Annotated in this window: 18 protein-coding genes; 17 read left to right on the plus strand and 1 reads right to left on the minus strand. The window is 56.6% G+C overall.

The features are described from left to right. The 12 genes from ACFIQF_RS08990 (at window position 1) to ACFIQF_RS09045 (ending at window position 13,496) form a co-directional block, all read left to right on the plus strand. Entirely contained in the window at window positions 1-1,290 is a 1,290-nt protein-coding gene (locus ACFIQF_RS08990) for a PilN domain-containing protein (RefSeq protein WP_393942070.1), read from the plus strand. After that, window positions 1,287-1,856, plus strand: a complete 570-nt coding sequence (gspM, locus tag ACFIQF_RS08995; RefSeq protein ID WP_393942072.1) for a type II secretion system protein GspM — start codon at window positions 1,287-1,289, stop codon at window positions 1,854-1,856. Before ACFIQF_RS08990 ends, gspM begins: the two co-directional genes overlap by 4 nt. Further along, window positions 1,853-2,479 carry a hypothetical protein gene (locus ACFIQF_RS09000; protein WP_393942074.1) on the plus strand — a complete coding sequence of 209 codons (627 nt, stop codon included), beginning with the start codon at window positions 1,853-1,855 and terminating at the stop codon, window positions 2,477-2,479. Before gspM ends, ACFIQF_RS09000 begins: the two co-directional genes overlap by 4 nt. A gap of 132 nt (window positions 2,480-2,611) precedes the next feature. Further along, entirely contained in the window at window positions 2,612-5,029 is a 2,418-nt protein-coding gene (gene gspD / locus ACFIQF_RS09005) for a type II secretion system secretin GspD (protein WP_393942076.1), read from the plus strand. A 158-nt stretch (window positions 5,030-5,187) separates the two neighbouring features. Continuing rightward, window positions 5,188-5,607 carry a hypothetical protein gene (locus ACFIQF_RS09010; protein WP_393942078.1) on the plus strand — a complete coding sequence of 140 codons (420 nt, stop codon included), beginning with the start codon at window positions 5,188-5,190 and terminating at the stop codon, window positions 5,605-5,607. 235 nt (window positions 5,608-5,842) lie between these two features. Beyond that, complete coding sequence (locus ACFIQF_RS09015) at window positions 5,843-7,546, plus strand: cell surface protein (RefSeq protein ID WP_393942080.1); 1,704 nt, start codon at window positions 5,843-5,845, stop codon at window positions 7,544-7,546. A 106-nt stretch (window positions 7,547-7,652) separates the two neighbouring features. Continuing rightward, window positions 7,653-8,552, plus strand: a complete 900-nt coding sequence (locus tag ACFIQF_RS09020; protein ID WP_393942082.1) for a peptidylprolyl isomerase — start codon at window positions 7,653-7,655, stop codon at window positions 8,550-8,552. A 188-nt stretch (window positions 8,553-8,740) separates the two neighbouring features. Continuing rightward, a complete protein-coding gene (locus ACFIQF_RS09025; protein ID WP_393942084.1) occupies window positions 8,741-9,481 on the plus strand; it encodes an ABC transporter permease in 741 nt (246 codons plus the stop codon). Then, the gene (locus ACFIQF_RS09030) at window positions 9,478-10,785 is read left to right on the plus strand and encodes an ABC transporter ATP-binding protein (protein WP_393942086.1); all 1,308 of its coding nucleotides are present in this window, start codon (window positions 9,478-9,480) and stop codon (window positions 10,783-10,785) included. Before ACFIQF_RS09025 ends, ACFIQF_RS09030 begins: the two co-directional genes overlap by 4 nt. 51 nt (window positions 10,786-10,836) lie before the next feature. Beyond that, on the plus strand, window positions 10,837-11,712 hold the full coding sequence (locus ACFIQF_RS09035) for an SAM-dependent methyltransferase (protein ID WP_393942088.1): 876 nt from the start codon (window positions 10,837-10,839) through the stop codon (window positions 11,710-11,712). 8 nt (window positions 11,713-11,720) lie between these two features. Further along, window positions 11,721-12,590, plus strand: coding sequence for a class I SAM-dependent methyltransferase (locus ACFIQF_RS09040; RefSeq protein ID WP_393942090.1), 870 nt, complete (start codon window positions 11,721-11,723; stop codon window positions 12,588-12,590). A gap of 39 nt (window positions 12,591-12,629) precedes the next feature. Continuing rightward, entirely contained in the window at window positions 12,630-13,496 is an 867-nt protein-coding gene (locus ACFIQF_RS09045) for a class I SAM-dependent methyltransferase (protein WP_393942091.1), read from the plus strand. 63 nt (window positions 13,497-13,559) lie between these two features. On the opposite strand, the gene ACFIQF_RS09050 is transcribed toward ACFIQF_RS09045, so the two are convergent. After that, entirely contained in the window at window positions 13,560-17,324 is a 3,765-nt protein-coding gene (locus ACFIQF_RS09050) for a methyltransferase domain-containing protein (RefSeq protein ID WP_393942092.1), read from the minus strand. Between the two features lie 72 nt (window positions 17,325-17,396). Between ACFIQF_RS09050 and ACFIQF_RS09055 the strand changes: the two genes are divergently transcribed. From ACFIQF_RS09055 to ACFIQF_RS09075, 5 genes are all read left to right on the plus strand, one after another. Further along, entirely contained in the window at window positions 17,397-18,203 is an 807-nt protein-coding gene (locus ACFIQF_RS09055) for a glycosyltransferase family protein (RefSeq protein ID WP_393942094.1), read from the plus strand. Continuing rightward, window positions 18,203-19,303, plus strand: a complete 1,101-nt coding sequence (locus tag ACFIQF_RS09060) for a glycosyltransferase family 4 protein (protein ID WP_393942095.1) — start codon at window positions 18,203-18,205, stop codon at window positions 19,301-19,303. The genes ACFIQF_RS09055 and ACFIQF_RS09060 overlap by 1 nt, the downstream gene beginning before the upstream one ends. 74 nt (window positions 19,304-19,377) lie before the next feature. Further along, window positions 19,378-20,271, plus strand: a complete 894-nt coding sequence (argB, locus tag ACFIQF_RS09065; protein WP_393942097.1) for an acetylglutamate kinase — start codon at window positions 19,378-19,380, stop codon at window positions 20,269-20,271. 191 nt (window positions 20,272-20,462) lie between these two features. Continuing rightward, window positions 20,463-21,143, plus strand: coding sequence for a nucleoid occlusion factor SlmA (slmA, locus tag ACFIQF_RS09070; protein ID WP_393942099.1), 681 nt, complete (start codon window positions 20,463-20,465; stop codon window positions 21,141-21,143). Window positions 21,144-21,363: 220 nt separating this feature from the next. After that, entirely contained in the window at window positions 21,364-22,077 is a 714-nt protein-coding gene (locus ACFIQF_RS09075; RefSeq protein WP_393942101.1) for a TetR/AcrR family transcriptional regulator, read from the plus strand. Window positions 22,078-22,090: the final 13 nt, after the last annotated feature.

The following is a 22,090-nucleotide window of genomic DNA, read 5'->3' on the forward strand; positions in this document are numbered from 1 at the left end:
ATGGCAATTTCTACAGAGTCGCGATTTTTCGGCCTGGATTTAACCCAGCTGAAGGGCGACTTCCTCAATACTTGGCGAAAGTCTCGCCAGTGGGCCCCTTTGAGCTGGCTGCAGCCAGAGCAACTACTGACTTTGGTGCCGGCAGATGGACAGCCACGTGCCGTTTGGGAGTCGGGTGAAGCGGCGCATGTCAAAAAGCCGGCGGTATTTTGGGCTTTGGAGTTGCCTGAGAGCATGGTTTTGCGCAAAAACCTGCAAATGCCTGCTTTGGATCCCCAAGACTGCTTGAGCGCCATGCAGCTGGAGGCCCAAGCCAACAGCCCATTTGGCGCCCAAGATTCGCTGTGGGGATATACCGAACTGCAGCGCAACAGCAAGCAAGTACGTTTGCAATTGGTTTTGGCGTCGCGTGCTGCGGTCGAGCCCTATGTGCAGCGCAAAATGGCCGAGCTCCAGCAGGCGCAAGCGGACAATAAAGGCATCCCGGCACCGGAAGTTTGGGTTTTCACACCAGATGGCAAGCCGATTGTCTTTGCCGGGTTTGGTGAGAATGCCCGCTACCAAGCTGCGAAAAAGCAACTCAAGCTCAATGTCGCAGGGGCTTTTGTGGCCTTGATGTTACTTCTCGGTATCGCCATTACGCCTACTTCTCAGTTACGGTTGCGCGCGATTGAGGCGGTCAAGGCTTTTGATGGAATGGTAGCCAAGGCGGGTGATGTGGTGAGCAAGCGCGAGCGCTTGATGCAAAGCGCCGACCAGGTGGCTTCGTTGTCTGATTTTTTAGCAGAGCGCATCGACATGGTCAAGGTGCTCAGCATGCTGACCTCTACGCTTGGAGATGATACGGCGCTGCAGACTGTTCGCGTCCAAGGCAATAAGTTGGCGATGACTGGGTTGACTGGTAATTCTTCGGCGCTAATGCAAAAGCTGAGCTCTCAACCAGGTATCAGCGATGTCAAAGCCCCCAGTGCCGCCACGCGCATTCAAGGCACGGACAAAGAATCTTTCTCGATCGAGCTGGCATTGGATCCCAAGGAGTTTGGCCCGACCTTGAAGCAGGAGGCGCCGGTAGAGCCGCCCAAGTCGCCAGTACAAGAGGGTACCGTCGCCGGTGATCCGGCACAGACGGCTGGGACGCCAGCAACCGCTGCTGCCACGACACAGGAAGGAGCAGCCCCGGCGACCCCCCCCAAGCGCAGAGGTGCCTCCTTGGGAGGCGGTGGAGGTGAGGTCGTGGCACCTAGTTCGGCTCCCGCTCCGGCAGCAGAAACCGGAGGGAACAAAAAATGATCGCACTAAAACCAAGCCGAAAAGAATGGACCATCCTGTTAGTCACGGTGGCCGTGGCTCTGATTCCGCTGGTAGTGGTCGGTGGCTATATTGCCCAGAAACACCGTTGGGCACAGTCGCGTCTGGCAGAGCTGGAGCCCCGTTATGCCAGGCTCAATGGTCTCGATTTGCAACGCTCGGAGATCGAAGGCGCGTTGGCGCATGCCAGCGAGATTCGCTCTGCCTATGTATTCCCAGCAGATCAGACAGCGGTGCAAACGGGCAATGCTGTGCAGCAAAAGGTGCGCGACCTGTTGACGACAGCCGGCCTGACCGTAGTGAGCAGCCAGGTATTGCCAGCCAAGAGTGAAAAGGGCTTCGATCGAATTCCATTGTCGGTCCGGGCTGAAGGGGAAATGCTGGCGGTGGCTACGGCTTTGGCTGTGCTCAACGAGCAATTGCCCGTGCTGTTGCTCAACGATGTGGAAGTACGAAACCAAGGCAGCTTGCAAGCGATGAATACCAAGGTAGCTCCGCGTATCGGACTGCAACTGAGCCTGAGCGTTTTGAAGGAGCAACAACCATGAAGCGGCATTTGGGAGTTGCTTTGTTGGCGCTCAACTTGTTACTGGTATTGCTATTGGTTTGGCTGTGGGTTCGCCCTGATGGCGGGTTGAAGAACGTCCATTGGGTTGAGCCCAAAGCGCAGACGCTGAATCTGGACAACTTGGTCCCCTCCCTGGGCCGGCCCATGCCGATGGACCAAAGCCAATTTTTGGCCATGCTCGATCGCCCCGTGTTCTCTCCCACGCGTCGGCCGCCACCACCGCCGCCACCGCCTCCGGTGCAGGCACCACCGCCGCCGCCCGATTACCTGTCAGATGCGACGCTGACGGGCGCTTATGTCTCTGCAGACGGAACGACTGGTGGTGTGATTATTCGCTACCAGAACAAGGACAAATCCTTGCCTTTGCGCGGGGTGTTGGACGGCTGGACGCTGTCCTCCATCGCCGGCAATCGCGTGTATTTCAGCCGCGATGGGCAAACACGAGAAATTACTTTGCAAAAGGCCAAGTTGCAAGGGGGGCCCGAATCGGCTGCGCAAAGACCCAGCGCTGCGCCAGATTTTGGTGCACCTGACCCGTCAGCCAGCGGGCAGCCTGCTGCACCAAGAAGAAGAGGGGCGACGCTCGGTGGTGGTCATCAGTAGGCACTCGCTAGTTTGTACCCGTATTCAGGCATCAGCCATTCCCTGTGAATTACCGTTTTTGGGCTTATTTTTATGACAGCTCCTTCTTATATCCAATCGGCATTGTGCTTGGCACTGGGCCAGTGCTTCGCTATGGCGATTGCCCACGCTCAAGCGCCCGTAGCCCCGAATGCGTTGCCGTCGAGCAATGCGGCTGCGGTAGTGTTGCAGGCGCCAAATATCCTCATCACTCCGCAGCGACCAGGAGGAAACAAAGACGAAGAGCAGGAAACGGATCCCCGTGTGATGCGCGGCACCGACAAAGTGCTCAATATTGAGCCATCGGCCCCCATTGCTAAAGGTGCGCCTGTGAGCTTCCGCTTTGAAGAGGCGCCTGTGGCTGAAGTCGTTCGCACCATATTGGGCGACATTCTCAAGCTGGACTATGTGGTGCATCCACCGCTTCAAGGAACGGTGACTTTGGCGACGCCCTCTCCGATCGATCCGGACAAGGCGGTTTTTTTGTTAGAGGCCGCACTGCAAGCCAATGGCTTGGTCATGGTTCGCGATGCACGGGGAACCTACCAGGTCGGCAGGCCAGAAGCCTTGCGCAGCTTGGTTGGCAATGTGCGTCTTGCCGGTGCGCCGGGCAGCATGGCTCCAGGCTACGGCATCATTGTGATGCCCTTGCAATATATTGGTGCAACGGAAATGTCCAATATTCTGAAGCCCATTGCGCCCCCAGATGCGATTGTCAAGGTTGACACGGTACGCAATGTCCTGATCATGCAGGGCAGCCGTACGCAGTCAGAAGGTTGGATGGAGCTGGTCAAAACCTTTGACGTGGACCTGTTGAAAGGCATGTCGGTGGGTATTTATCCGCTGAAACATGCATCCATTGAAGAGGTATCTGCTGCATTGCAGGTGATCAATGGCAGCGGGCAGGGCCAGGCGCCAGTGGCCGGCGCTAGCGCAGGTGTGGCAGGCCGTGCTACGCCCGGCCGTCCCGTGACAGCACAAGGTGCAGGAGCTGCAGGCGGGGCAAATGTCGGCGCAGGCGCGCAAGGCGCACAACTCAGTGGCAATGCCGCTGCAGCGGCGGCATTGTTGTCCTCATTGGGAGATTCGAATCCGCTGTACGGTGCGTTGCGCGTTCTTCCTATTCCTCGACTGAATGCGGTGATGGTGATCACGCCGCGAGCTGCCTACCTGGAAGAGGCCGAGAAGTGGATTCGCCGTTTGGACGTTCCGGGCTACGGCGGCACGGAGCCGGAACTGTATGTCTACCGCGTACAAAATGGCAATGCCAAGTATTTGGCGCAAGTGCTCAATGGCATTTTTGGTGGGCAGCAAGCGGGTGCTGCTGGCAATATGACTTCCGGGGTGGCCCCGGGACTGGGGGGCACCGCCAACCGCCAAACTGGCTATGGCAACACCAGTTGGGGCAACAACAACAGTTTTGGTGGCGGTTCGGGCTTTTCATCCGGCTTTGGTAACAACAACCGATTTGGCACCAACCAGGGCAACCAGCAAGGCAATGCGCCAGCTATCACGGCCACGGCCATTGGTGATATCCGGGTAGTGGCGGACGAATTCAACAACACCTTGCTGGTGTGGAGCACCGGCTCGCAGTTCCGCAAAATCGAAACATCGCTCAAGCGCCTGGACGTGGCGCCGATTCAGGTCTTGATCGAGGCCAGCATCATCGAGGTGTCGCTTAACGATTCGTTGCAGTATGGCGTTGAGTGGCTGTTCCGAAACAAAGGCCTGGGCGGCAGTGGGCGTAATTACACTGGAGTCGGTCAGTTCGGCTCGCTGGCAACCGGCTCCAGCAGCTCCGACAGTTCCAGTAGCTCCGACAGCACCACCTCGACGAGTGGCGCTTTTACCTATTCGGTTCTGAACGGCACCAACTTGGCTGCGCGTTTGAGCGCGCTTGCGGGCACGGCGCAGGTCAAAATGCTGTCCAGCCCCTCAGTCATGGTCATGGACAACCACCCGGCCAGCATCTCCGTGGGTGACCAGATCCCGGTGTTGGCCACGGGCTATGTCGCCACTACTAGCAACTATGTGGCACAGAACTACACGCTCAAAGACACCGGGGTGATCTTGAATGTGACGCCTTCTGTCAACTCAGGAAACATGGTGAGCCTGAACATTGACCAGGCGGTGGTGGATGCAGGTGCGATTGACAAAGCCACGGGCCAGACCCGCTTCTCGAACCGGCAATTGACCACCAAGCTGGCGGTTCGCTCTGGAGAGTCCATTGTTATGGGCGGCCTGATCAAGAACAGAACCGCTGATTCCGACTCCGGCATTCCCCTGCTCAAGGATATTCCCATCATTGGCAAGGCCTTCAGCAGTACCCAGGTCACCAAAGATCGCACGGAACTTTTGCTGGTGATGACGCCTCGTGTAGTGCGTACCGATGTGGATGTGCGCGAGGTCAGTGAAGAATTGCGCGATCGCCTGCGTGGCCTGGATGATGATGAGTTGTTGCGGAATATTTCAAAACGCGACTTGCCCCGCCAACAACCGGTCAATCCTGTCCAGCCGCTGGCAGCACCCTGAAGTGCTGAGTCAAGGGGATTTGCTGTCGTGGCCAGACCAGTATTCCTAGATTCATTAAGTTGCATTATGTAACTGTGTCAGAAAGGCTGGAAGTTCTATCTTTCGCATGGGTTTCTAAGCTTGCAAGCCGTTTGTTGAACGTATTTAGGTAAAAATTTATGAAAATCAAAACACTGCAGGTGTCGCTGCTCAAGGCTGGAATGTTGGTGGCTGGCGCTGCCATGCTGAGTGCGTGCGCCTCGCTCGCCCCCAAGACACCAGAAGAAGCGGTAAGCCAGCGAGCTCAAGCCTACTGGGATGCTCGCCTCAAGGGCGACAAGGCCAAGGCCTATACCTTTACCCACCCGTCGTACAAACAAGTTGCAACGGAAAAGGATTACGCTTTGCAGTTCCCGGGAACCTTTGCTACGGCGGCAGAAGTGCGCAAAGTGAGCTGCGAAGCTGAGACCTGCGAGGTAGGAGTAAACTTCAAAGTTACACCTCCTGTCATCGGTAGCAAGCTCAAGAACATCGACATGTATGCGACGGAGACCTGGCTGCAGGCGGACGGGCAGTGGTGGATTTATATCAAGCCATAAGTGCTAGGCTTGAAATTCAGCGCTAATTTGGTTTACATTGCTGCCTGCTGGTAGTTGGCGCACAGGCTGTGGTGAATGATCCGCTCAGAGCGATGCCGTCTGTTGCAAGCTTGCGACAGCTGTGGAAAAAAGGCTGGGCTTGCTTTACTCACCTTGCTGCCGTTATGCTACTATTTCTTAGCGTAAACAATCGTGGTAGTTGCGCTGACTAACTTTTTTTAACTGGAGTGTGTTTATGAAGAAAAATGTTCTGGCTCTGAGCATTGCTGCCATGATTGGCGGCTTTGCTGGTGCTGCATCTGCTCAAAACGTTGAGCAAGGTACCGGTCCTCTGACCATCAAGAACGACGTCACGTCGAAGATGGACAAGTCCACCGCCACCCAATTCGCTATCTCCGAAGGCGGTTCGGGCCACGTGCTGTTGGTGCCTTACTTCACCTCGCAAGACAAGAACATGTCGGTGATCCATGTGGTCAACACCGACAGCAAGAACGGTAAGGCTCTGAAGGTTCGCTTCCGCGGCGCTGCCAACTCTGACGACCTGCTGGACTTCACCGTGTTCCTGTCGCCTGGCGACGTGTGGACCGGCGCTGTGCAAGCCAACGACAAGGGTTCGTACTTCCGTACCGACGACGGTTCTTGCACGATCCCCGACATCCGTAAGACCGACGTTCAATTCGGCAAGAGCCGCCTGAACAAGAGCTGGGATGCTGACAAGCTGACCAACAACACCAAGGAAGGCTACGTTGAAATTTTCAACGCTGCTGACATTCCTAGCGACAAGATCTACGGTAAGGATGGCGATGCTCAATCCGCACTGTACACCGCTATCAAGCACGTGAATGGCGTTGCTCCTTGCACCTCTTCCGTGCTGGACACCACGCTGAACTACGGCGGCGAGCTGGATACCGAAGCCAAGAAGGCTAACTTCGGTTTCAACACGCCTACCGGCCAGCTGACCGGTGACTGGTATATCCTGAACGTGGATCAAACCACCACGTTCTCGGGTGCTGCTACCGCTCTGAAGGCTCTGGATGCTGCTGGCGTTTCCGGTCGCGGTAACTACGTGCTGTTCCCACAACAAGGTGAAAGCGTTGCTGCAGACCAGTACACTGCTGACCCATTGCTGATCACCAAGCCAGTCAACAAGGATGGCAAGGTTCTGAAGGGTCCTCTGGTTCAGCCTAACAACGCTGACCTGCCTGACCTGTCGACGCCTTACTTCGTGGGTGGTGCTGACGCTGCCGGTGTGAACGCTGCTAAGCAAGCATTCGAACTGACCGCTTCGCTGGCTAAGGGCGCTGTGAGCAACCAGTACGCAACCGATTCCATCCTGAAGGCTAAGACCGACTGGGTGTTCTCGATGCCTACCCGTCGTTACAGTGTTGCTGCTAACTACAATGCACTCGTTTCGTCGGCTGACTATGCTGTGTTCAACCTGGGTGTGAACACTGCTGGTAAATTGGCTGGTGCAGCTCAATCGGCTGCTGCTGTGGCATCTACGCCTGCTCAAGCTGCTACCGAATTGGTGTACTTCAACACGTCGAACGTGTCGATCGATGCCACCACGGGTAATCTGTGCGTGAACTCCTCGGCTACCAAGTTCTATGACCGTGAAGAAACGGCTAAGACCGGTGGTTCGTTCGTGTCGCCAGTGGAATCGCAAACCCTGCGCTTCTGCGGCGAAACCAGCGTGCTGTCCTTCAGCAACGACAAGTCGGTGCTGGGTGCTTCTATCGCTCGTAGCGTGACCACCGAAGCCTACGTCAACGGTTGGGCTAACGTGTCGCTGGCCAAGGCTAACTCGGCCAACGCTAACGTGATCGGCGGCCTGCCAATGGTTGGCGCTTCGTTCATCAAGCTGACCAACTCGGGCGGCCTGGCTAACAACTTCAGCGGTACCTACGGTATCACCTGGCCTCACCGCTATGGCAACTAATTTGCGCAAGCAAAATAGTTGACTTAGCCTAGGCTAAACAAAAGGCAGGGAACTTTCCCTGCCTTTTTTCTTTCTGATGGGTTTACCCTTGGATATGGATAAAAGGATGAACAAGCAAATGCTGTTGGGTGGTGTGCGCCCTGTCTTGTTGGCGCTAGGTATGGTGTCGTTGTCTGGTTGGGCGATGGCGCAAGCGCCTCAGACATTTATTACAGGTATGGGAAAGACCGTGACTTCGGCCGACATCTTGGCAGATGCTGAGCGAATCCCGCAAGACTTGCGTCAAGGCTATATGAGCAAGCCGCAAACGGTGCAAGAGTTGGCTACCAACTTGTATGTGCGTCGCGTGATGGCCGAGCGTGGACGCGAGGCTGGTGTTGCCAAGTCGGATGAAATCCAGGCCGCTATTCAAATTGCGATCGACAAAGTCGTCTCCGACGCTTACCTGAAGAAGTTCGATGCAGAGAACAAGCCATCGGATAAGGCCATTGACGATCTGGCCAAGGCGCAGTATCAGGCGGAAAAAGCGAAGTTTGTTGAACCCGAGAGTGTGCGTGCATCTCACATTCTGATTTCGGGCGATAGCGATGAGTCCAAGGCCCGAGCAGAGAAGTTGCTGCAGGAATTGAAGGCCGGTGCAGACTTTGCCGCTCTGGCCAAGGTGAATTCCCAAGACCCTGGCAGCGCTGTCAAGGGAGGGGATCTGGGCTTTTTTGGCCGCGGTCGTATGGTGCCTGAGTTTGAAAAGGCTGCGTTTGCGATGAGCAAGCCGGGTGAATTGAGTGGTTTGGTGAAGTCGCAGTTTGGCTACCACATCATCCAGTTTCAGGAAAAGCATGCTGAAAAGCAATTGAGCTATGACGAAGTGGCTCCTAAGCTCAAGGAGCAAGCGGTAATCGAATTGACCAACAAGGCACGCACGCAAGCTGTCAAACAAGTGGTTGATAAGATGACCGTGAACAAGGATGCGCTGGACGCATTCAGCAAGAAGTTTGAGAGCAAGTAACAGTACTGGGCCGTTGCATAGCAGTGCAGCTGCGAGGGCTGTAGCGCTCGGCTAGAATCGAAAACATTGCAACCAACGCTGGTGCGGCAGATGCGGCGCCAGCGTTTTTTGAATTCTAGGCGGTGCCATTGACTAGCTTTGGGGAAGATGTTCGGAGTCTTTGGAGCTCCCGAACTTTGGTTGCGGTGATGGTGCGCCGCGAGGTAGCTGCGCGCCATGCGGGTACCGCTGTTGGTGTGCTCTGGCCTTATTTACAGCCGCTCCTGACGGTGGCAGCCTATTATTTGGTATTCGATATCGTGTTTTCCATGCGCCTGGGTGAAGGCGCTCCAACGCATGCAGTCGGTACCTTTTTGATTGTAGGGGCGTTGCCATGGATGGCATTTTGTGACGCCATCTCTCGAGGCATGAGCAGCTTGATTGATGCAGGGGCCATGCTGCAGAAAAATGCGCTTCCGCCAGTCTTGTTTCCCGTGCGTTCGGTATTGGCGAGTGCGGTGATCTTTGGTCCTTTGATGTTGTTGGTGGCGCTGTGTTATTTCCCGGTGCACCACCTGCAATGGGGTGTATCGGCGGTATTGCCACTCATGGTTTTGCAATTGATCATGAGCCTGTTATTGGCCTATGTCTTGGCCATTTTTGCTGCAGCGCTTCGTGATACGGTGCAATTGGTGGGTTTTGGCCTATCGGTGGGCATTTACTTGACGCCTATTTTATTTCCTATCACGATGTTCCCAGAAAAATGGCGTTGGGTGCTTTGGCTCAATCCGATGGCTTCGTATGTGCTAGGGTACCAATCAGCGCTGTTACAGGGGCAATGGCCTTCTGCGTCGGTCTGGCTGGTGTGCATTGTCTGGATAGGGCTGTTGGTGGCGCTGGTGAATGTCATGGTGAAACGCAGCCGTGACCAATTGGTGGACTGGCTATGAACAAGATGCCTCATTCACCGATGATGCCAACAGAGTCAGTACTGGTGGTAAAAAACCTTGGCAAAGAGTACAAGCTCTACGACTCACCTCGCCAACGTGTCAAGGCTTTGTTGACGGGGCGCGCCATGCATCGCAGTCACTGGGCCCTGCGCGATGTCAGTTTTACCTTGGCGCGTGGGCAGTGCATAGGTGTGATTGGCGACAATGGAGCGGGCAAGAGCTCGTTGCTGAAGATGCTTGCCGGTACTATGCAGCCGTCGACAGGCTCGATCGAACGGACAGGGCGTATCACGGCAATTTTGGAGTTGGGGGCTGGCTTTCACCCTGATTTCAGTGGGCGAGATAATCTGTATTTTGCTGGTAGTTTGATTGGTATTGATCAGGCGGAGATGCGTAAACTCGAACCCGAGATTATTGCTTTCTCTGAACTGCATGATGCGATCGATCGGCCGGTGAAAACCTATTCTTCGGGCATGAATGTCAGGTTGGCATTTGCGCTGGTGACGGCAGTGCAGCCAGATGTATTGATTGTGGATGAAGCGCTGGCCGTTGGGGACCAAAGCTTCCAAAAGAAATGCATTGATCGGATTCTGGATTTTCGCCAAAAGGGCTGCACCATATTGTTTTGCTCGCACAGCCCCTACCATATTCGCCATTTGTGTGATGCAGCGTTATGGCTGGAAAAAGGCCGAGTGCAGATGTTTGGCGAGACTGAAGCAGTGCTGGCCGCTTACGATGTCCGCACCCGCGCCTTGCAAGAAGAGAAAGATCGTTTGCAATGGGGAGATGATGCCCATGGGGATGTGGTTCCGGCTGCTGCGCTGACCACAGGCGCAATTGCCAGTACCGCCAATCTGCCCTATGCCGTGGCAGCGCCAGATACCAAGCAGGTTCGGCCGGAAGGTGGCGCCTGTATCTTGTCGGCAGCGATCAGTGATCTGTCCACGGATATGCCGCCCATGCTGGAGAGCCAGGACCTGGTGGTGACGATCAAGGTGCGCGGAAACGGATCAGAAGTGCCCAATGTCGGCTTCATGATTGAGCAGAAGAATGGTGTGGGAATCACCTGCATCGGTACCCATGAAGAAGGCGCTCAGCCAGTTTTGCAATCCGATGGAAGCTGGCAGACGGTGCTGAGTTTTCCGGATTTACCGCTGCACAGCGGGGACTATGTGGTCAGTGCCTACTTGTTCGATAGCTCTGGGTTGGCGGTGTATGATTATTGGTTTCAGTATCAGACCTTCCGCTTTGTTTATCCCAAGCCTCTGCCGGGTCTGGTGCGCCTTCCCCATGCGTGGAACTGAGGCCTTGCGCCGTTGATGGGTTCACGCTTTTCGTTTGCCCGAGATACTTCTATGACCCAATCCCTGCATCCGCTGATCGACGAAGCACAGCAATTGCTAGCGGAGGGAAACAAAGAAGGGGCTGCGCAGGTTCTGCAGCGTGCCCGAGCGGAGCGTGAAACCATGCTACAGGCACATGCACTGATTGAGCAGCATGGCCTGAACGGATCCTTCCGAAACATCATGGGGTTCGATTGCAGTATCTCTGACAAAGATGATATTTTTGGTTTCTTTGTCGGTCACCCCTCTAGTACCAACCCCTTGCGTGACTACTTGGCCGATGGCTGGCGTACCTTGGCTGAGCTGATGAGCTTGCTGGAGTCGGTGGGGCAGCCCTTGATGGCGAGCCAGCACTTTCTGGAGTTTGCCAGCGGTCATGGTCGTTTTACACGACACTTGGCCAAAGCACTGGGGGCGGAGCGTGTCACGGTGTCTGATGTGGTTGCAGATGGCGTGGCTTTTGCGACCGAGAAATTTGGGGTGAAAGGATTTGTGTCGGTCTCGCAACCGCAGCAGCTCCAAGCGCCACAAAAATACGATGTGGTGTTCGTGCTCTCGCTGTTTACGCATTTGCCGCGCTCCACCTGGAGTGACTGGCTGCGGGCATTGTGGAGCCTGGTAGAGCCTGGTGGTTTGCTGGTGTTCACTACGCATGGCGCCAAGGCAATTGCGTACGACAAAATCCAGGTTGACGATACAGGTTTCTTTTTTGCTCCAGTGAGCGAGTCGCATGCCATTGATCTTCAGGAGTATGGAATGACTTTCACTACCGAAGGCTTTGTGCGTGAACAGATCGATGCGGTGATGGGGGGCGACAAGTTGCTGAAGTTCTCTCCTGTGCATTTCTGGAACCACCAGGATGCCTTTGTGCTGCGCCGCCCCGCCTGAGGACTGATATGCGTTTGCTTGATCAAATGCAGGAGCGGCTCTGGGGTATTGCCCCTTGGGACCCCAGCAAAATGACCGATGCTTGGATTCGTGGACATTTTGAATATGCAGCCGACGTGGTGCATGAGTGGCTGGGCAGCGTGCTGGATGTCAAGCAGTCTCGGCTGCTGCAATTCGGCTGCGGTGATGGCGTCACGGATCTGGCATTGGTGTTGCGTTATGGGGCACAGTCGATCCATGGTGTGGACGTGCTGCCAGGCTACCGCAAACTGGGCCAGGTGGCTCGCGCACAACTGGGGTTGAAACGGCTGCCCGTCGCTTTGAGTTTTCAGACCATTGAGCCTGGCGCCGTGCTGGCTGGGCAAAAGCGGCCGTATGACGCCATCATGAGCTGGTCGGTGTTCGAGCATGTGCAGCGCGACCAGTTATTGCCTATTTTGCGAGATCTGTACCAGTGTCTGCGCCCCGGTGGTTATTTTTTCTTGCAGATCGAGCCACTCTATTTCTCAGCCTATGGCTCGCACTTGCGCCGTTTTACCGACGTGCCTTGGTTGCATCTTCAGCTCTCCGATGATGCGCTGTGGGAAACCGTGCGCTCCTATCAGGATGCAGTAAAAGCCGATGAGGCGGATCTGGCGCTGGAAGATCTGGGCCTTGAGAAGTACAAGCGTTACATCTTCGACGAGTACCAAGTCCTGAACAAGTTGACGGCGGATGAGCTGGTCGATTTGGTGCAGCAGGCTGGTTTTGGCATAGTGCGTGAACAACGACGCCATTTTGAGCCACCTGAGGCGATTCCAGAGATATTGCTGGCGCGCTATCCGCGTGAGCAACTAACCAACAACGAGATTTTTCTGCTGATGCAAAGACCGCTCTAGTGCGTCTATTTTTGCTGAGCAGTATAGGAACAACCCAGCATGCGATTGGTGAGGCAACTGCAGGATAAATTTTTTGGCCTGGCTCCCTGGGATGCCAACCTTATTACCGATGAATGGTTTCGCGCCCATTTTGGGTACGCTGCAGATGTGGTGAATCACTGGCTTGGCAGTGTGGTGGATTTGAAAAGCGCCCGTTTGCTGCAGTTTGGCTGTGGTGATGGTATTACCGATTTGGCGTTGGTGGTGCGCCATGGGGCGCATGCGATTCATGGTATCGATGTGCGCCAGGAGTATGCCAAGCTGCCGCGCATTGCTGCCGAGCAACTGGGCATGCGCCGCATTCCATCGGCTTTGAGTTTTCAGACCATTCAGCCATCAGCGCCGTTGGCTGGGCAGGCTCCTCTCTACGATGGCATCATGAGTTGGTCGACGTTTGAGCATGTGCAGCGTGACCAGTTGCTGCCAATTCTCCAAGACCTTTGCGCTTGTCTCAAACCAGGTGGTCACTTTTTTTTGCAGATTGAGCCGTTGTTCTATTCGGCCTATGGTTCACACCTGCGTCGCTATGACGATGTGCCGTGGCACCATTTGCAAGTGAGCGAAGAAGTGCTGTGGGAGGTGATTGAGCGCTACGACGGTGAGCTCAGCCCGGATGAAGTGGATTTTGGCTTTGCGGACTTTGGCCCCGAAGGCTACAAAAAGTTTGTCTTCCATGAGTACCAAATGCTGAACCGCTTGACTGCCGATGAGCTGATAGATCTGACACAACAAGCGGGCTTTGCCGTGGTCAAGCAGGAGCGGCGTAACTATGAGCCTGCACCTATTCCCGATGAGCTGCTGCAGAAATACCCGCGTGAGCTTTTGCTGAACAACGAGATTTTTTTGCTTTTACAAAAGCCTGCCTGAGTCCACTGGGCTGCACAAAGCAGCCAACGCCATGGCGGGCGCTGGCTGTTGTTGATGGATAGGCTACTTGAGCAGCCAGTTCTTGACTCTGCGTTGGGTACTGGCTGGAATGATGCGGGCTACGCCGCGTAAAACAGGCATGGAGCGCAATCGTGCCAATTGATTTAGTGCCCCAGAGCGGATGCCGTTAGCTGCTGTTGCACGTGTGGCGTAGCTGGCAAGGGTGGCCAGAGGAAGCGCCTGTGCTTGGGGCTTTTCGGGCAGGCCTTGTAAATAATCACGCTCGTAGATGAAATCCGCGAGCGAATCTGAAAACGCTGGCGCAACGGGTGGGACCGGGCTGATGCTGGGTGTGAAGTGTTGGTCTCGCATCTGCTCGAACCATACCGCCCACTGGGCTGGGGTTTCGTCCCAGGGTCTGACCCAGCTCCATTCGCGGCCCGCAACGCGTTCGGCAAAGGCTCCGATATCAGGTACCGCAACCGGAAGGCCTTGTTGCAGGCAAGCGCTCAGCGTGTAGCTATAGGTTTCTGGCCATTGTGCCGGGAACCAGACCAGGTGGGGCTTGAGCCATTGCAGCAATTGTGGCAAATCTTTCTCGGCATAGGCTCCATGTACGGTCAGTGCAGCACGAGGCTGGGTGACGAGGTTTCGATAACCAAAGCCCAGCAGGTGGAACTCGATCTTGAGGCCTTTTTTGGCCGCTTCCATCGCGGCGGCTTCTAGAACATCTGCGCCTTTGATCATGCTGAGCGCACCCAACACGACAATGCGCAGGTTTTCGCCTTCCGCCAGCGGCGGCACGCTTGGCGCTGGCAGGCTATGGAGGTGAGGCAAATCGGTATGCGGCACGGCCAGCACGTTAGCAGACGGCGCAAATGCTCTGATACGCTGCGCCGTGTCCAGACTGGGTGCAATAACCTGGCGGGCAGCTGTTAGCAGCAGTCCATTGCTGTCGCGCCATTGCGACATGGTGGTACCGGCGAGTGGTCCGGATTCCGCAGGCTTGCAGCAGGCACACGTTCCAAGACGGGGTTCGGGCAGATACTTGTTTTTCTCGCCGGAGAGACTGATGTGTTTGCAAAAGCTGTAGTAGTCGTGCGCTGTGAATACATGCGGTACTTGTAAGCGGTAGGCCAGCTGCAGAACCAGCGGGTCATGGCCAAGCAGGTGGTGGTAATGCACCAGCCGCACACCCAGGCTGCCTAAAGTGGTAACCAAATCGTCGAGCTGCTGAGGAATGGCGAATTCCAGATCAAAACCTTCCGCAGCAGAGGCCATGCGCAGGCGTACACGGTTTTGCGGGGAGGGCGTCAAAAGCAAAAACTGTGCTTGGTCTTGCAGGTGTTCACTCAGCTCGTAAACGTGACGCAGGGTGCCGCCGTCACGGTTATGACTCACGGCTAGTACTGCAGGCTTGCCAGCTTGCTGCATGCGGGCCGTATCCAGTGCCAAGCGATAGGGCAGGCCAGGGTCTTTTTGTAAAAAAGAAAGCACATTGGCTTCGTACTTGGGATGGAGCTTGCGCAGCATCTCCATCGCTGCCTGCTCTCTTGGGCTTTTGCTATCGCCAAAACTGACCCCGCCAGTGTGCAAGACAAAAGCGTCCAGGTTGTGCAGATTGCGCCAGCCCTTGTCGGCTGCACGCTGGCAGAAGTCATTTTCTTCGCCGTAACCTTTGCCAAAATGCTCGGTGTCAAAGAGGCCTACCTCTTGCAAGCTGTCGCGGCGGATGTACATGCAAAAGCCAACACCGGTGGGAATGTCTACCACCGCGCCCGGGTTGGTGGCCGCACAAAGCGCGTCGAGCGTTGCTGTGGTGTAGCCCGGCGGCAAATCATTGCCCTTGCAAAACAGCGGATAGCTACAGATGGTTGCGTTATTGGAGAACGGCGTTACGGAGGCCACTTTTCTGTCGCTGTACGCCGCATTTCGGATGCGGTCGAGCCAGTCGTTGGCCACCTCTGTGTCGCTGTTGAGCAGCAGTACGTCGTTGTCGCCAGACAAAGCCATGCCGCGGTTGACCGTGCCGACGAAACCCAGGTTTTCTTCGTTCTCCAACAGCAATATGCGAGAGTCCTGCTTGGCGCGCTCACGCAGCCAATCCGTCACTGCTGGCTCTGGACTGCAGTCATTGATGACAACCAGCCGGTAGGGCGTAGACATATTGCTCGAGAGTACGGAGTCGATGCACAGCCGTGTGTCCGCCAAGCCTCGGTATACGGGAACAATAATGTCTACCGGATGCTTGTTGGGGCTGATGGGGTGAGCCGCAACCGTTGGAAGTTGTGCAGGTAAGGCGGAGCCACGGCCAAGCAGTCGGTCAAAGAACATTTTGGTGTGTACCAGCGGACGGGTTGCTTTGAATATGGTGGAGTTCTCGATGCGCTTGAGATGGCTCGCTAGCTCGTTGTATTCGCGGTTGAGGCGAACGGACTCTTGCTGCCACTGGAGTTGCTGTTCGCTCAGGCTTTGGTTGGCCTCGGCAAGGGTGCGGGCCCGTGCACGGACCTGGGTCAACTGCATGTCCTGTTGATTGACTTTATGTTCTAGGTTGCCTTTCTGGTCTTGCAAGGTTTGCTGGCTTAGCTGCAATCGCTTGACCGTGGTTTCTACAGTCTCCGAGAGCTCCATATAGTCCGCAGACATCGGCCAGCCGACCGAGGCGGTCACCGTGGCGCCCGCCAGATCGACATCGGCAGGCAGCTCATGGCCAGCACGCAGTTGTATCCAGGGGTCATCACCGGACAGCAGCATCAGCGAGGCTGGTGCCACTGCTGCAGCAGGATTTTTCCAAAGTATCTGGTGCTGGGGCAAGCCGGTGATCTTGGCCGATTCATCGCACTCATGCTTCCATTCCCAAACAACCTCGCCGTCGGGCAATTGAACACGCAGGCTGTAAAGATGCATGAAACCAGGACGATCGGCGATGTCGAGCTTGAGATCGTTCAGGCCGCCGATGGTCGGCAGCCGAAAGTTTAACTCCTGGGGCGATTGGCCGATGATGCCGCGCGTGGTGAGCTTGGCATCTTCCTGGAAGCTCTCGCCACTTGCGTAGTACAACTCACTGGTGAAATGGGCTTGTGCGGTTGCTGTGCTGCCCAACATGTCGACAAAAGACTGGTTGTTGGCCTGGGTGACTGGAATGGCGGCTGCAATCAGCTGGTAGCTCAAAGCGTCATTGCCCGCAAGCAACTGGCGAGCGACAGCTGGCGGCAGGCTATCAAAGCGGGTGCGAAATTCGGAATCTGGCAGCTCTCGTTGGATGGTGTCCAGTACCTGCAACTGCCAGCCTTGCTCTTGTAGAAAGCGGGCCAGCGAGCGGCGTGTGAAAAAGCGAAGGTGGGTGCGATCGAGCAGACCTTCTTCGCGGTAGAGGAACTCGCCCTGGATCAATTCCGCAATCAACCCGCTGTAGCTGGCGTTGGGGATGGAGATCAGTAACTGGCCGCCTGGAGCCAGCATGTCCCTGGCCTGTCGCAGGATATTTTCGGGTTGGCGCAGGTGCTCTAATACATCGGCGCAAACAATATAGTCATAGCGTTTGCCCGCGAACATGCTGGCTAGATGACAGGATTCCAGATCCGCAATTTCTACCTGGCGGTAGTAGGGGCGAGCATGATCGGCTTCTGCGGAAGACCAGGTAATGCCATCAGCGGTGACCCCTTGCTTCATTGCAACATACTGGCCCAGCGCTCCACTGCCGCAGCCCAGGTCCAGCATAGTGGCATTGGGGTGCATCATGCTGGCGAGAACGGACAGCGAGGTGCGCTCATCCTCGCGCACCTCGCGCAAATACACGTGCAGATCTTGAATCGTTTGCGTCATAGCCCGCAATTATCGCTACTCTGCGCCCACCGGGCGGGGAGGGGGGGCCATTCGCGGCGACAATAGGCGCTGATGACGTATCCAACTGTTTCTGCTTCCAACGCTGGATCACAAACCGCGCAGCCCACGGTGGTGGTCTCGGTGGTCAGCCATGGGCATGGCGCCATGATTGAGCGCTTGCTGCGTCAGATGGCGCGGCTGGGTACGCCAGCGATAAGCCGAGTGGTTCTGACGCAAAATTTGCCGGAGCCCGCGCCCCAGCCGGAACAAAATGACTGGCCTTTCGTGTTGGAGCTGCGCTGCAACCCTTCGCCACTGGGCTTTTCAGCCAACCACAATGCCGCGTTGGCCGGTGCGACAGAGAACTATGTCTGTGTGCTCAATCCCGATGTGGAGTGGGCTAAGGATCCGATGGCTGCTTTGCTGCGGGCAGTCGCTTTGCCTGGAGTGGGGATCGCATACCCCTTACAGTTGGATGCGCAAGGCCAGCAACAGGACAGCGAGCGGGAGGTGCCCACGCCATGGTCTTTGCTGCGACGTTATGGTTGCAGGCGCAAGGAACTGCGGGCGGAGTGGGTCAATGGCGCCATGTGGTTGTTGCCACGAGGGGTCTGGCAGCAAGTTGGCGGCTTGGATGTGCGTTACTTCATGTATTGCGAGGATGTTGATTTTTGCCTGCGAGTGCGCTTGGCTGGCTACACATTGGCACGTGCGCAAGCTTCAGTGGAGCATGCGGGTCAGCGCGACAGCCACCGTCACTGGCGCAGTACTCTGTGGCATATTCGCAGTCTGCTCAGGTTGTGGACATCGGGCGTATTTTGGCGCTCACGTACTTTGTTGCGACAGATCCCTGCCTCTGCGCTCACCATCACAGAATAATGATTTTTTTGGCAGTAGTTGCTTTTTTGTTTGCGCTGGTAGGTGCAGGCTTCATCGTGCGCCGCGTGCGCGGTCATGCCAAGCGCTATGGCAAAGACATGCCGCAGCGCTTCCACATGGGCAATATTCCGCGCTTGGGCGGTTTGGCCATGTATGCCAGCATGCTGCTGACAGTGTGTGCCGCCGGCGTGCAAAACTGGCTGGGCTATTACGGCAATGCCTTGCATTGGAACGAGTGGGTGCTGTTCTTTTTTGTCGCCATGCTGCCTGCGGTGGCTGGTGGCATTGCAGAAGACATGACGCAGCGTATGACCGTGCGCTACCGCTTGGCCTTAACGTTGCTGACCGGTGTTCTGGCGGTGTATTTGCTGGGCATGACGGTGCCACGCCTGGGTCTGGTGTGGCTAGACACGGTGTTGAGCGCTGCGCCTTGGCTGGGCATGGGTTTGGCCGTATTGGCCATCGCTGGTTTGCCACACGCCTTCAATATCATCGATGGCTATAACGGTTTGGCGGGCATGGTGGCGCTCATCATTTGCGCTGCCTTGACCCACGTGGCCTTGCAACTGGGCGACCGGGAGTTGGCAGCCATTTTGGTGATCACGGCAGCAGCCACCATGGGCTTCATGTTCTGGAACTACCCGATGGGCCAGCTGTTTGCCGGTGATGGCGGCGCCTATGTCTGGGGCATCGTCATCGCGTTTTGCAGCATCACCCTGGTGCAGCGCCACCCGATCGTGTCGCCTTGGTTCCCCATGCTGTTATTGATCTACCCGGTGTGGGAGACCATGTTCTCGATCTACCGCAAGCTGGCACGCGGAGATTCCCCAGGCATGGCCGATGCGCTGCATCTGCACCAACTGATCTACCGCCGCATTGTGCGCAGCGTGCTCGATGAAAACGCTGCGCGCCGCATGCTGCGCCGTAACAACCGCACTGCCCCCTATTTGTGGGCGTTCACGTTGCTGACCGTGGTGCCAGCCGTGCTCTTTTGGCGCAATACCTATGTATTGATTGCCTTTTGCGTGCTGTTCTGCATTTCCTATGTGGCGGCTTATCTGGTGATCGTGCGCTTCAAGCTGCCGGGCTGGATACGCTGATCGGGTGCATGGTGCGCGGTTTGCGGCACAATGCGCGTTTTGATCCTTCCGTCCTGTTGTAAAGGCCTGCATCCATGACGACCCAACCTCTTTCCATTGCTCCGCGCGACAAGGCTGAAATCCTGGCGCAGGCGCTGCCTTACATCCGCAAGTTCCATGGCAAGACCATGGTCATCAAATATGGCGGCAACGCCATGACCGACCCCGAGCTGCAGGCCGACTTTGCCGAAGACGTGGTGCTGCTCAAGCTGGTGGGCATCAACCCGGTGGTGGTGCACGGCGGCGGCCCGCAGATCGAAAACGCGCTCAAGCGTCTGGGCAAAGAGGGCAAGTTTGTCCAGGGCATGCGCGTGACCGACGCAGAAACCATGGAAGTGGTGGAGTGGGTGCTGGCCGGTGAGGTGCAACAAGATATTGTTGGCCTGATCAACCAGGCCGGCGGCAAGGCTGTGGGCCTGACCGGGCGCGATGGCGGCCTGATCCGCGCACAAAAGCTCAAGCTCAAGGACAACAAAGACCCGTCGATCGAGCACGATGTGGGCCAAGTGGGCGACATCCTGTCGATCGACCCCAGCGTGGTCAAGGCGCTGCAGGATGATGCTTTCATCCCCGTGGTCAGCCCCATCGGCTTTGGCGAAAGCAATGAGAGCTACAACATCAATGCCGACGTGGTGGCCAGCAAGCTGGCTACCGTGCTGCAAGCCGAAAAGCTGATGCTGCTCACCAATATTCCCGGCGTGCTCGACAAGCAAGGCCAACTGCTGACCGAGCTGACCTCTCGCCAGATCGATGATCTGATCGCCGACGGCACCATCTCCGGCGGCATGCTGCCCAAGCTGGCCGGCGCCATCGATGCAGCCAAGAGCGGCGTGAACGCAGTCCACATCGTCGACGGCCGCGTGCCGCATGCCATGCTGCTGGAAATCTTGACGGATACGGCGTATGGCACGATGATTCGTAGTTATTGATACATTTGATTGCGTAATTGGTCAATGTTTATAGCGATAGGGATGATTTCCATCACTATCGCGTAGATTTTTTGCAGTAAGATGTTACAAAGCCTCGGGCTGGAACCCCGGTCCGAGGCGAAAATAATCGACAAATCAATTGCCTGGCGGTGTTGGGAGACGGCGCTGGGCGCCAGCCCTTTACCTAACGCATGTCTGACCAAGAATCCTCTTTCGCCGCTGACCTTGTTGAAGCGCCGGTAGAAGCTGCTAGCCCAGCGCCTACCCGCAAACGCCCCAAACCCGGAGAGCGCCGGATCCAGATTCTGCAGACCTTGGCCGCCATGCTGGAGCAGCCGGGCGCGGATCGCATCACCACCGCGGCCCTGGCAGCGCAGATGTCGATCAGCGAAGCGGCGCTGTACCGCCATTTCGCCAGCAAGGCGCAAATGTACGAAGGCCTGATCGAGTTCATCGAGCAATCGGTTTTCACGCTGGCCGTGCAAATCACGGGCCGCGATGTGCCGGACCCGGCCAAAACGGTGGAGCAAGGCATTGCCCAAGCCCAGCGAGTGGTGGCCATGGTGTTGCAGTTTGGTGAGCGCAACCCTGGCATGGTGCGCGTGATGATGGGCGATGCACTGCAGTCCGAACACCCCCGCTTGCAGCAACGCATGCAACAGTTTTTTGAGCGCATCGAAACCACGCTGCGCCAGTGCCTGCGCACGGTGCCCGGTGCCGACAGCTCGGCCACGCCTACGGCCGATGCGAATGTGCGCTCCAGCGTGCTGATGTCTTTCCTGATCGGTCGTCTGCAGCGTTTTGCGCGCTCGGATTTCCGTAAACTGCCGACCGAGCAACTCGATGCCTGCCTGGCGCTGATGGCGCACTGACCGCAAGGCTAGTTTCGTCACAAAAAGCTGCTGGCGCTTGGGACCCAAGCGCCAGCAGCTTTTTTGTTGCCCATTGCTGGGGCGGCCGCGTTAAGGCTCCTGGTACTTGCGCTGGCGCGGCGGCGTCCTGTCGTTTACCCTTGCTTTGCAAAGCAAGCATTGGCAGCGCCCAAAAATTGTGCAAAAATCAAAAAAGAACGGTCGTGCTATTTTTTGATTTATGTCCACCAACGCTGCTATCCACCCTGAAACCACCAAGCTGGCCAAAGGCGCGCAAACGCGTGCCGCCATCTTGGACACGGCCTTGGCTTTGTCCGCCCAGGAAGGGCTGGACGGCTTGTCGCTGGGCATGGTGGCGCTGGCCATGGGCATGAGCAAATCGGGCGTGTTTGCCCATTTTGGCTCGCTCGAAGAGCTGCAGTGCTCGGTGGTGCGCGAATACCATAGCCGCTTCGAGCGCGAGATTTTCGGCCCAGCCTTGGCGGCCCCGCGCGGCCTGCCGCGCTTGCTGCACATGGTGACGGGCTGGATGGGCAGCACCGCGCAGCCCAACGATGCCAGCCGCCTGTACGGCAGCCTGTACATCAGCGGCGCAGTGGAGTTTGACGACCGCCCCGGCGATGTGCGCGATGCGCTGGCCGAATCGGTGCAGATCTGGATGGATGCCATGCGCCGCGCCATCGCCCAATCGCAACAGCAAGGCCAACTGCTGGCCGATGTCGAGCCCGACCAAGTGCTGTTCGAGCTGCACGGCATCATCCTCTCTTTGCACTACGAAACCCGTTTTCTGCACGGCCCGCAAGCCTTGCAGCATGCCACGCGCGCGTTGCGCAGCCTGCTGCGGCGCTATGCCGTCGATCACCAGCGCGACGCTGCGCTGATAGATAACGCGCTCGTCCTTTTGAGCGCCACTTCCAACTCTGTATCGACCTAGTCATTTTCCAAAG

The sequence above is a fragment of the Comamonas trifloxystrobinivorans genome, assembly GCF_043359985.1.
In the GTDB taxonomy this organism is placed as follows: Bacteria; Pseudomonadota; Gammaproteobacteria; order Burkholderiales; family Burkholderiaceae_C; genus Comamonas; species Comamonas trifloxystrobinivorans.